This is a genomic window from Vibrio sp. SCP2 (assembly GCF_059295395.1).
The window spans coordinates 163,040-174,234 of sequence record NZ_JCAFVV010000005.1; the positions used below are offsets into that span (position 1 = coordinate 163,040).

An 11,195-nucleotide genomic window follows, 5' to 3' on the forward strand; every position below is an offset into this window, starting at 1 on the left:
ACTGGAGACAATAAGATGGAATTAACAACTACAGTAACAGAGTTACGTTACGCACTAGACACCTTTTTCTTCCTCATTTCGGGTGCGTTGGTAATGTGGATGGCAGCAGGTTTTGCCATGTTAGAAGCGGGTTTGGTTCGCTCAAAGAACACGACTGAAATTCTAACCAAAAACATCTGTCTATACGCAATCGCTTGTACTATGTATCTGATCGTTGGTTACAACATCATGTATGTTGATAATGGTGAAGGCGGTTGGTTACCATCATTTGGTGCACTGATTGGTACACAAGGCGAGGGTGCTGACCACTCGCTAGAGTCAGACTTCTTCTTCCAGGTCGTGTTTGTCGCAACAGCTATGTCAGTTGTGTCAGGTGCCGTTGCTGAACGTATGAAGTTATGGTCTTTCCTAATTTTCTCAGCGGTACTGACAGCGTTTATCTACCCAATGGAAGGTTACTGGACTTGGGGCGGTGGTTTCCTATCCGAAGCGGGCTTTAGTGACTTTGCTGGCTCAGGCATCGTTCATATGGCTGGTGCAGCCGCCGCTCTAGCCGGTGTTCTACTTCTAGGTGCGCGTAAAGGAAAATACGGTAAGAACGGTGAAATCTACCCAATTCCAGGTTCAAACATGCCTTTAGCAACGCTTGGTACCTTTATCCTATGGTTCGGTTGGTTCGGCTTCAACGGTGGTTCTCAGCTAATGGTTTCTGACTTTGAGAATGCAACCGCAGTAGGTCAAATCTTCCTTAACACTAATGCAGCAGCAGCAGCGGGTGCCATTGCAGCGCTACTTGTTTGTAAAACAACTTGGGGTAAGGCTGACCTTACTATGATTCTTAACGGTGCATTAGCAGGTCTTGTTGCTATCACAGCAGACCCTCTATCACCTTCACCACTTTACGCAGTAGCAATTGGTGCAGTATCTGGTGCGCTAGTGGTGTTTAGCATCATCGGCCTTGATAAGCTTAAGATTGATGATCCTGTAGGTGCTATCTCAGTGCACGGTGTATGTGGTTTCTTTGGCCTGATGGTTGTGCCGCTAAGCAATGGTGATGCAACATTTGGTGCACAGCTACTAGGTGCCGCAGTAATCTTTGCTTGGGTATTTGGTGCAAGTCTAGTGGTATGGGCCGTGCTTAAAGCGACAGTTGGCATCCGAGTTTCTGAAGACGAAGAGATGGAAGGTATGGACATGCATGACTGTGGCGTAGGTGCTTATCCAGAATTCGTAACAGTGAAGTAATTACACTAGATGTGACGTTACATATAGTTACAAATAAAAGTATCAAAAACCTGCTCTCTAGAGCAGGTTTTTTTGTTTCCTGTCATTGTTTTCTAAACTATGATGAATATAATAACGCAACTGATAAACGTTATCATTACGAAGTTAAAGGACTGAACCAATGAAAAAACTGCTGACTCTTTCTGCATTAGCTTGCGCGACAATCGCACCTACAGCGGCAATCGCTGCAGAAGAAGTGAACGTATACTCTTACCGTCAACCTTTCCTAGTTGAGCCAATGTTCAACGAGTTCACTAAAGAGACAGGTATTAAAGTAAACGTTAAGTTTGCTAAGAAAGGTCTAGCAGAGAAGCTAGCTCAGGAAGGCGAATACAGCCCAGCAGACGTGATTCTAACTGTAGATATTAGCCGTCTATCTGAACTGACTAAGAAGAACCTAGTTCAAGCTGTTGAAAGCGAAGTTCTAGAGAAAAATATTCCAGCTCAGTACCAAGATACTGACAACGAGTGGTTTGCTCTAACAACTCGCACTCGTAGCGTTTACTCTTCACGTGACCGTGTTGGTCGTCTAGGTGAAGACTTCACTTACGCTGATCTAGCTAAGCCTGAATTCAAAGGCAAAATCTGTACTCGTAGCGGTAAGCACCCTTACAACGTATCTCTGGTATCTGCAATGATTGCTCACGAAGGCGAAGCAGCAACGAAAGAGTGGTTAGAAGGCGTTAAAGCTAACCTAGCACGTAAGCCACAAGGTAACGACCGTGCTCAAGTTAAAGCAATCAAAGAAGGTCTATGTGACGTTTCTCTTGGTAACAGCTACTACCTAGGCAAGATGGTTAACGATGCAGAGCAAAAAGCTTGGGCTGATGCGGTTTACATCAACTTCCCTAACCAGAAGTCAACAGGTACTCACGTAAACATCTCTGGTATGGCGATGGCTAAGCACTCTCCAAACAAAGAGAATGCAGTGAAGCTTATGGAGTTCCTAGCAGGTGATAAAGCGCAAAGCATGTACGCAGAAGTGAACTACGAATACCCAGTAAAAGATGGCGTTAAGCGTTCTGAACTGGTTGCGTCTTGGGGTGATTTCAAGCCAGATACAATTTCTCTAGATGATATCGCAAGCCACCATGAAGCTGCGATCAAACTACTAGACGAAGTTAAATTCGACCTATAATAGTTTTTGGTGAGTCATAGACTCATTAAATAAGCACAGCCTCAAGTCGCTCTTTTTGTAGGGTTACTTGAGGTTGTTTGTTTATAAGGGTATAAATACCCTAAACTATTAAAGGGATATGAGAGGTATTTGCAAACGCATTTATATTTCATAAATCCTGGTTGTAAGTAGGCGATGAAAGAAAAAAATTATTTATGGAAAACCAGTAGCGGAGTGCTCGCTTTGCTACTGGTTTTGCCGATCTTAGCGATATTCATGACTGCTGTTGGCGAAACCAATGAGCTATTTACTCATTTGATGTCAACGGTAATGCCGACTTACGCATTTAATACCGTGGTTTTAGTCGCCGGTACTATGGCGCTGTCTCTTCTTTTTGGCATCCCTTCCGCATGGATAATGGCGATGTGCCGTATCCCTGGTGAACGCGTTTTGCAATGGGCGCTGGTGCTTCCTCTTGCGATGCCTGGTTATATCGTTGGTTATATATTTACTGATTGGTTCGACTTTGCAGGGCCTGTGCAAATATTACTGCGTGATTTGACCGGGTGGGGACCAGGCGATTATTGGTTTCCAGATATTCGAACTTTAACTGGCGCGATTATTGTTCTCGCCTTAGTGCTTTATCCTTACGTATACCTGCTATGCCGCGCAGCATTTATGGAGCAGAACGTTTCTCTGCTCCAATCGGCGCGACTTCTGAAATGCTCGCCGTGGGAGAGCTTTCGCCGTATTTCTTTACCTTTAGTCAGACCGTCTATTGCCGTCGGACTTTCGCTGGTGGCAATGGAAACCATTGGTGATTTTGGTACGGTCAGCTATTTCGCAGTTAATACCTTAACCACAGCGGTCTATGACACTTGGCTTGGTTACTCAAGCTTAACTGCCGCAGCGAAAATCTCAGCGATAATGTTGGTTGTCGTGATTCTATTACTTAGCTCAGAACGCTATAGTCGCCGTAAACAAAAACTGTTTCAAAATCAGTTTAGTAGCCGAGAAGACTTCCGTTATCAGTTAGTCGGTTGGAAAAAATGGCTAGCCTTATCTTGGTGCTGGGGGCTTGTTTGTGTTGCCTTTATCTTCCCGCTAGGCCAATTAATTATCTATGCGTACAAATACTTCACTCAAAGCTGGACGGCGGAATTTCGCGAGTATGCGCTCAATAGCTTGTATGTTTCGCTTACTGCTGCGGTGATTGGTGTTGTGGTCGCACTGATTGTTAACTTCTGCCAACGTGTTAACCCTGGGCGTAAGAGCCTCGCATTTATGCGCTTATCCTCAATGGGGTACGCGGTGCCAGGAACGGTGCTTGCTATTGGCGTGATGGTTCCGGTGCTATTCATGGACCACTTAGTCAATGATATTGCTAAGTTTATGGACTGGGGCAGACCTGGGCTAATTTTTTCTGGTTCCATGTTTGCGTTGATCTTTGCCATGGTGGTGCGTTTCTCAGCCGTTGCTATCGGCAGTATTGAAAGCAGTTTAAGTAAAGTCTCTCCTTCACTGGACATGGCATCAAGAACCATGGGGTGCAGCGCCAATACCATGCTTTGGCGAATCCACTTACCACTGGTACGCAGAGGGGCTTTAATCGCGGGACTATTAGTGTTTATCGAGTCAATGAAAGAGCTTAATGCAGCCTTGCTGCTGCGTCCTTTCAACTTTGAAACTTTGGCCACCTATGTTTATAACTTTGCCTCTGACGAGCATCTAGAACTAGCGGCAATGCCCGCCGTTCTATTGGTCTTGGTCGGTTTAGTGCCTTTAGTTATTGTTAACCGTTCACTGGAGCATTCCCACTAATGAGCTGTGCATTATCAATTAAAGACTTAACGTGTAAATACGATGAGCAAACGACAGTGCTTGAGTCACTGTCGCTAGAAGTTGAGCAAGGTGAAATTGTTTGTCTGCTAGGGGCGAGTGGGTGCGGTAAAACAACTCTGCTCAAAGCGATTGCTGGTTTGCTGCCTTTAAGCTCGGGCACTATGAGCTTGAACTGTATGACTATTGATGATGGAGCGAATTGGCTCCCGCCAGAGCAGCGTAACATCGGTATGATTTTTCAAGATTACGCACTGTTCCCTCACCTAACGGTGGCTGAGAATGTTGCTTTTGGTCTACGTAAACTATCGCTTAGTGAGCAAAAAGCTAAAGTTGAAGAGATGCTAGCCTTGGTCCACTTGGATGGTTATGGTGAGCGCTATCCTCACCAACTCTCTGGTGGTCAACAACAGCGCGTCGCAATAGCACGTTCTTTGGCGTATAAGCCAGACCTCTTACTGCTCGATGAGCCGTTCTCAAACATTGATACTCAAGTGCGTCATGAGCTTATTGCTCAGATCCGCAAGATCTTTAAGAAGCAAGGGGTGACGGCGATTTTTGTTACTCACAGCCGTGAAGAAGCGTTCGCCTTTGCTGACAAGATGGCAGTGATGAACCATGGCGTGATAGAGCAGTATGGCACCGCAAGTGAGCTCTACTATCAACCATCAAGCAAGTTTGTAGCAGACTTTTTGGGTGGAGGTAGTTACCTTACCGCTAAACGTTCTTCTGAGTCTGAGTTTGAAACTGAATTAGGCTTGGTTGAAGCGACTGCGCAGCAACATATTCAAATTGGCGATCATTGTGAGCTCCTGCTTAGACCTCAACATGTGCAGATTAGCGCGGCTGAAGAGAGTACAGTCACTGTGCTAGAACAACAGTTTATGGGAGATCACTGCCGATATGTGATTGATGCTAGTGGCAGTCGATTATTAGCAAGCTCAGCAGAGCCTCTGACCATAGGTCAGCAGGTGTCGGTTAAGGTTGAGACCCAAGGTGTACTCGCTTTCTAGCCAAAAAAGTGCCCGGCTTAGTCGCCGGGCTAATTGTATCCACCTATAGGGAAGTGAATTCAGTTAATTAGAGTTGTAAGAACGCTTTGACTTGCTGTACGACCTGTTCGGCGGTCTCTTTGTCTGCCATTTCTGCAAAGATACGCAGTAGTGGTTCAGTACCGGAGAAGCGCGCAATTACCCAACCACCATTCTTGAAGTAGACCTTAGCGCCATCTTCATAGCTCACCTTATCTATCTCAAACTCAAAATCAGGCAATTGTTTTTCAACGTAAATACGATTGTAGAGCACCTCTTTTTGGGCTGGTTTAAACGTACAGTCTCCCTCAGCGGTATAGGCATAGCCATACTTGCCATATATCTCATCCAGTAGCTCTGACAGTTTCTTGCCAGTCACAGAGATCATTTCAACCAATAGGCTAGAGGCGAAAACGCCGTCTTTACCCTTGATGTGTCCACGGATGGTAAGGCCACCAGAACTTTCACCGCCAATCAGCGAATCATCGGCTTCCATTTGTGAACTGATATGTTTAAAGCCTACAGGTACTTCAAATGATTTCTCACCATGATCAGCGGCGATCTTATCGAGAATATGCGTAGTGGCAATATTACGAACCACGGAACCTTTCCAGCCTTTGTACTCTAGTAGGTAGTAGTAGAGCAGGATCAGCACTTCGTTAGGATGAATAAAGTGGCCTTTTTCATCGATGATGCCTAAACGGTCAGCATCACCATCGGTTCCGATACCAATGTCGTACCCTTCGGCGGCCACAAGGTGTTTTAGCCTATACAAGGTTGCGGCACTCGGTGAAGGCATCAAACCACCAAAATCTGGGTTCTTACCATCATTGATCACATCGACATCACAACGGCCGTTAATCAGTACCGTTTGCAGCGCGTTTTTTGCTACACCAAACATAGGGTCGATCAAAACACGCAAGTTGGCTTTCTTAATTGATTCAATGTCGATGAAGTTAATGATCGAATCGACAAACTCGTTCATTGGGTTGATGACATCGATCAGTTTGTCTTCAACCGCTTGGTCGAAATCAACCGACTTAACCTGCTCAGCGCTTAGCTGGCTAATTTGTGTTTCGATCTTTTCAGTGATGATTTCATCAGCGTCACGCCCGCCTTGAATAAAGACCTTAATGCCATTGTAGTCAGCTGGGTTATGTGAAGCGGTGATGCAGGCAGAGTAGGCACAGCCCATTTCTTTGGCCTTAAACATCACAATTGGCGTTGGTACGAACTTGTCGATGAAGCTGACGGTAATGCCGTTTGCAGCTAAAACCTCTGTAAACCAGCGGCCTGCTTTATCTGATAAAAAACGGCGGTCGTAACCAATTACGAACCCTTTTTCAGCCACTTGTTCTTGATTGATGATGTTGGCCAGAGCTTGAGCCACTAAGCGAACATTGTCTTTAGTAAACTCTTCGCCAATGAATGCGCGCCAGCCACCTGTTCCAAATTTAATCATAGCGATAATCCTTTAAGTAAAAGAGCCTCTCGAAAGAGGCTCACTGCTGGCGTTAACCAAGAACAACCACAACGTCGTTGATACTGCCTTCCGCTTGAACTGGAACAGCGCCTGTCACTGCTTGTCCGTTAACCGTGATTGACTTGACCCCTTTGCTTACTGAGCTTGGGTTTTCAACCTTGATGTTGTAGGTCGCACCTAACCACTGACGAGTGACTTCAAAGCCAGGCCAGTCAGTTGGAATACATGGATCTATGGTTAAACCATCAAAACCGGTGCGTACACCTAAGATGAAATTGGTTACCGCGAAGTAAGCCCAGCCCGAAGTACCCGTCAACCATGGGTGGTTAGCGCGACCATGATCTTGGTGGTCACGACCCATAATGAACTGCACGTATGAGTAAGGTTCAGCAATACGCTTTTCTATGATGTCATTTTGGTTGTATGGGTTAAGCGCATCGTAGAATTTCATTGCGCGGTCACCACGACCAAGTTTCGCTTCAGCTACCCACGCCCACGGGTTTGGATGTGAGAAGATAGCGCCGTTTTCTTTTACGCCCTGGTATACACGGGTGACAAAGCCGATATCATCGTTAGGTGTTGCAAATGAAGGGGCGTTAAGGTGTAGACCATATTCTGAGAATAGATTCTCATCTACGGCATCCATCGCTTTTTCACCGCGCTCTTGTGATACAGCACCCGATAGAACGGCAAGAGTGTTAGACTCTAAGTGGATACGGCCTTCGGTCTGTTGTGCAGTACCAATCTTATCGCCATTTTTGGTTAAGCCGCGGATGTACCAGCCACCTTCATCATCCCAAAGGTGCGTTTCACACGCTTCACGAACATTGGCCGCCATTTCGGTGTATTTCTCTACATCTGCATCGCGACCTAAGTATTTCGCTAGGTCAATAAACTCTTGCAGAGCCCAGAAGTGGAGGAATGAAACCATCGAGGATTCACCGCCGCCTAGGTTTAGACAGTCATTCCAGTCAGCACGCAAACCTTTACAGATACCGGTTTGACCGACATATTCCGCCGAGAAATCGAGTGCGGCTTTCATATGCTCGTAAACTGTTGCGTCTCCGCCGTCAGCGTAAGGAATGACTTCCTCGAAGAAACTATGCTCTCCAGTTTCCATCACGTACTTACAGATGGTAGGAACTAGCCATAGATGATCATCTGAACAAGTGTCTTCAATGCCGTGGATCTTATCTTCATCAGATGGTGTCGGAACTACGGTTGGAGATTTTGAAGGCTCAACATCTGCTTTGTCAGGATCGAACCAATCAGGATCAAATAGGTGTAGACCGTAACCAGCCTTAACTTGACCACGAAGAAGATCAACAAGACGTTTACGTGTCATTGCCGCATTTGAATGTGGGACTGAAATCGCGTCTTGAGCAGTATCTCGGTAGCCCAGACCAGTACGTCCGCCGACTTCAATGAAAGAAGCAAAGCGAGACCAAACCACACAGGTTTCAGCTTGGTATAGAGTCCAAGCGTTGATCATAGTATCTAAGCCTTCGTTCGGCGATTTGACTTGGAACTTAGCACAGCGCTCGTCCCAGTGGGCTTTAATGCCTGCAAACGCAGCATCGACATTCGCGAGGTCTTGATACTTTTCACGTAGACGTTCGCCATTACCTTTACCGATACCTAGAATGTAAGCAAAGCGTACTTCTTCGCCAGGTTGGATGGTGAACTGCTTGTGTAGCGAACCACAGTGGTTGTAACAAGTTTGCGCGCTGTTAGTACATTTACCTTGTTCAACGGCAATTGGATTTGCTTCGTCGCGGTATAGGCCTAGGAAGCTATCACGTTGACCGTCGTATGAGTCAGGGTCGAACGTAGAGGCTAGGTAGTAGAAACCTTCAAAGTCGTTGGTGTTGTAGTACAAGTCATACTCAATCACGCCATCTTTGTACTCAGTTCCTGCTGAGTAAAGTGACATTTGGTGGTTCTGGTTATCAGATTGAATGTGGCTGAACGAGAACTCAACAAATGAGAAGGCACTGATAGTACGCGGTTTATCAGAAGTATTTTTAATCACAACATCCCAAACTTCCGCATCTTCGCCTTTTGGTACAAAGAGCGTTTTTGTCGCTTCGATGCCGTTGTAATCACACTTGAACTTTGAATATGACAAGCCGTGGCGCACTTCATAACTTGCTTCATCTAAGCTTTTCGCGACTGGCTGCCATGAGATTGACCAGTAATCACCAGTTTGATCATCGCGGAGGTATACATAGTGACCCGGGCGATCGAAAGTTGCGTTAGGGCGGAATTTGGTAACACGGTTATATTCAGGGGAGTTGTAGAATGAGTAACCCCCTGCGTTGTGCGAGATGACAGTACAGAACTTCTCTGTGCCTAAGTAGTTAGTCCATGGCGCAGGTACGTCTGGTCGAGTGATGACGTATTCACGATTGTCGTTATCGAAATAGCCGTATTTCATGTTGATTTCCTTTTTACCAAGCTGCCACTTTGGCAGCCAAAAATTTAAGCTAGTGAAAACCGCGAATGCTCACCATTCGCTCCAGTGTTATTTCCACGGTTGACGGTAGTTAATGTCTTGTCTGTCGAGTAAAGGTAAATGGCCTTTTAACCGTGCTAAATAGTCTTCCCAATCCCGTTCGGACTTCTCTGTCCAACAAGCTTCCGCCATGGCAGTGAGTCTTGGGAAAACCATGTAATCCATGCGATTTTGCTGTGTGACGATTTCACTCCATAGTGCGCACTGAATACCCAAAATGCGTTTTCTTATTGGATCGTTATCAGGAACTTGGGCTAATGGCTCATAGCGATAAGCATTTTCGAGAGGGATAACCGCTGCCCAATCGACCCCAGGTTCCTCTGGGCTGTAGTCTTGGGTCATATCTAAATAAGTCGATTGACCCGGCTGTAAAATGACATCAAAGCCTTGTTTAGCGCAGTTAAGAGCAGCCTCTTCACTGAGCCAAGAGTAAATAACCGTATCTTTGCTGACCTTATTGCCGTGTTGAGCCTCTTCCCAACCCACCATGCGTTTACCCAGTGAACGAAGCTTTTTCTCCGCATAGCCGAGAAGATGACCTTGGAGCTCTTTAGCGCTCTGATAACCCTTCTCTTGCATCAGTTTTTGGCAGGCAGGGCTTTCTAGCCACACGCCGTCAGGCACTTCATCGGCACCAATATGAACCCAAGGGGATGGGAACAGTTCAGCGACTTCTTGCAAAACCTTGTCGAGGAACTCGTAAGTGCCTGCAAGGGCTGGCGAGAGCACATTGTCGTTGTAGTGCTGAATACTGCGATACTGAGAACGATCATTCGGATCTTGTAATAGCTCTGGTAAAGATTTAATCGCCGCACGGCAATGGCCTGGGATATCGATCTCTGGAATTATGTTGATCCCGCGTTCGTCCGCGTAAGCAATCACTTCTTTGACTTCTTCTTGGCTGTAATAACCGCCATAGATGTCAGCTAGGTGACTGTACTGAGGTTCAAGCGCCGTCCCAACTCCGCGGTAGCCGCCAGTCTTGGTTAATTCTGGTAGAGCTTTGATTTCCAGACGCCATCCTTCGTCATCGGTTAGGTGCCAGTGGAAGGTATTAAATTTGTAATGGGCGAGTTGATTGATTAAACGCTTCACCATCTCAACTGAGTGGAAGTGGCGAGCACAATCCAACATCATGCCGCGATACTTAAAGCGTGGTGCATCAACGACCTTAATACACGGAAGAGATAAGTTGTGGTCGTCATCTTGCTCAATTAATTGCAACAGGGTTGCGCTGGCATGAACAAAACCAGAGCGAGAGCCTGCTTCAAGTCGAACGCCCGCACCACTTACCGTAAGTTGGTACTCACCTTCATCAAGAGTCGGATTATTGCGATAAACAATCTCGCTATGACCTATGGTTTGAGCTTTAAAATCAAACAACCTTTCTAGCTCTAGCTGCAGCCATGTTGCGGCCTTTTCGGCTAGATTAGCTTGTAATGTAATTTGACTAGAGCGAGTCAGTTGAAATTTACCATCAAATAGTTCGACCTTATTTGGCTTAGGAATCAGCGCAATTTCAGGCGTATCAACACTAGGCAGCTCGGCGCGTTCACGATAGGGCGAGGCAAGGGCGATAGGCGTCAAGACGACCTGATGCTTTTCCTGACCACCATTAGCAATAATGACTGCGTCTTTTAGCCCGTCGGTGTAGAAACGAAACGGAGCAGTATTGATACTAAACTCGCAGTAGTAGTGCTGATTGGCCTCAAGAATTTCGATATCAGGTTTGACGGTGCAGAAACTACCAACTTGTTTGATTTCTCCATGAGTGAAGCTATCAGGCAAGATAAAGCGATCAATGATGAACTGCAGTTGCCAGTTATCGAGCGATTGATCGGTGAGGTTGTGTAAAGTTAAACCAAAACGGCAAAACTGCTTTTGTTCGGATAGGACAGCAAGTTCGACGCGAAAGCTCATAATCTT

Annotated in this window: 7 protein-coding genes; 4 read left to right on the forward strand and 3 right to left on the reverse strand. The window is 46.1% G+C overall.

Annotation, left to right across the window (positions count from 1 at the left end; genetic code table 11):
- Positions 1–15 precede the first annotated feature (15 nt).
- From AC5O63_RS15615 to AC5O63_RS15630, 4 genes are all read left to right on the forward strand, one after another.
- Positions 16–1,245 (forward strand): ammonium transporter, encoded by a 1,230-nt coding sequence (locus AC5O63_RS15615; RefSeq protein ID WP_069667567.1) that lies wholly within the window; start codon positions 16–18, stop codon positions 1,243–1,245.
- Positions 1,246–1,405: 160 nt separating this feature from the next.
- Positions 1,406–2,422 (forward strand): Fe(3+) ABC transporter substrate-binding protein, encoded by a 1,017-nt coding sequence (locus AC5O63_RS15620; RefSeq protein WP_171324655.1) that lies wholly within the window; start codon positions 1,406–1,408, stop codon positions 2,420–2,422.
- Between the two features lie 174 nt (positions 2,423–2,596).
- On the forward strand, positions 2,597–4,222 hold the full coding sequence (locus AC5O63_RS15625; RefSeq protein WP_494505536.1) for an ABC transporter permease: 1,626 nt from the start codon (positions 2,597–2,599) through the stop codon (positions 4,220–4,222).
- Positions 4,222–5,253, forward strand: coding sequence for an ABC transporter ATP-binding protein (locus AC5O63_RS15630; protein WP_494505537.1), 1,032 nt, complete (start codon positions 4,222–4,224; stop codon positions 5,251–5,253). Before AC5O63_RS15625 ends, AC5O63_RS15630 begins: the two co-directional genes overlap by 1 nt.
- A gap of 67 nt (positions 5,254–5,320) precedes the next feature.
- On the opposite strand, the gene AC5O63_RS15635 is transcribed toward AC5O63_RS15630, so the two are convergent.
- The 3 genes from AC5O63_RS15635 to AC5O63_RS15645 all read right to left on the reverse strand — a co-directional run bounded on the left by AC5O63_RS15635 (position 5,321) and on the right by AC5O63_RS15645 (position 11,189).
- The gene (locus AC5O63_RS15635; protein ID WP_004742638.1) at positions 5,321–6,733 is read right to left on the reverse strand and encodes a phosphoglucomutase/phosphomannomutase family protein; all 1,413 of its coding nucleotides are present in this window, start codon (positions 6,731–6,733) and stop codon (positions 5,321–5,323) included.
- Positions 6,734–6,785: 52 nt separating this feature from the next.
- On the reverse strand, positions 6,786–9,191 hold the full coding sequence (locus tag AC5O63_RS15640) for a glycoside hydrolase family 94 protein (RefSeq protein WP_494505538.1): 2,406 nt from the start codon (positions 9,189–9,191) through the stop codon (positions 6,786–6,788).
- Between the two features lie 87 nt (positions 9,192–9,278).
- The gene (locus tag AC5O63_RS15645) at positions 9,279–11,189 is read right to left on the reverse strand and encodes a beta-N-acetylhexosaminidase (RefSeq protein WP_494505539.1); all 1,911 of its coding nucleotides are present in this window, start codon (positions 11,187–11,189) and stop codon (positions 9,279–9,281) included.
- Between the last annotated feature and the right edge of the window lie 6 nt (positions 11,190–11,195).

Coding starts and splice junctions, on each gene's coding strand:
- AC5O63_RS15635 (WP_004742638.1), bottom strand. CDS start 6,733: ATGATTAAATTTGGAACAGGTGGCTGGCGCGCATTCATTGGCGAAGAG.
- AC5O63_RS15620 (WP_171324655.1), top strand. CDS start 1,406: ATGAAAAAACTGCTGACTCTTTCTGCATTAGCTTGCGCGACAATCGCA.
- AC5O63_RS15625 (WP_494505536.1), top strand. CDS start 2,597: ATGAAAGAAAAAAATTATTTATGGAAAACCAGTAGCGGAGTGCTCGCT.
- AC5O63_RS15615 (WP_069667567.1), top strand. CDS start 16: ATGGAATTAACAACTACAGTAACAGAGTTACGTTACGCACTAGACACC.
- AC5O63_RS15630 (WP_494505537.1), top strand. CDS start 4,222: ATGAGCTGTGCATTATCAATTAAAGACTTAACGTGTAAATACGATGAG.
- AC5O63_RS15640 (WP_494505538.1), bottom strand. CDS start 9,191: ATGAAATACGGCTATTTCGATAACGACAATCGTGAATACGTCATCACT.
- AC5O63_RS15645 (WP_494505539.1), bottom strand. CDS start 11,189: ATGAGCTTTCGCGTCGAACTTGCTGTCCTATCCGAACAAAAGCAGTTT.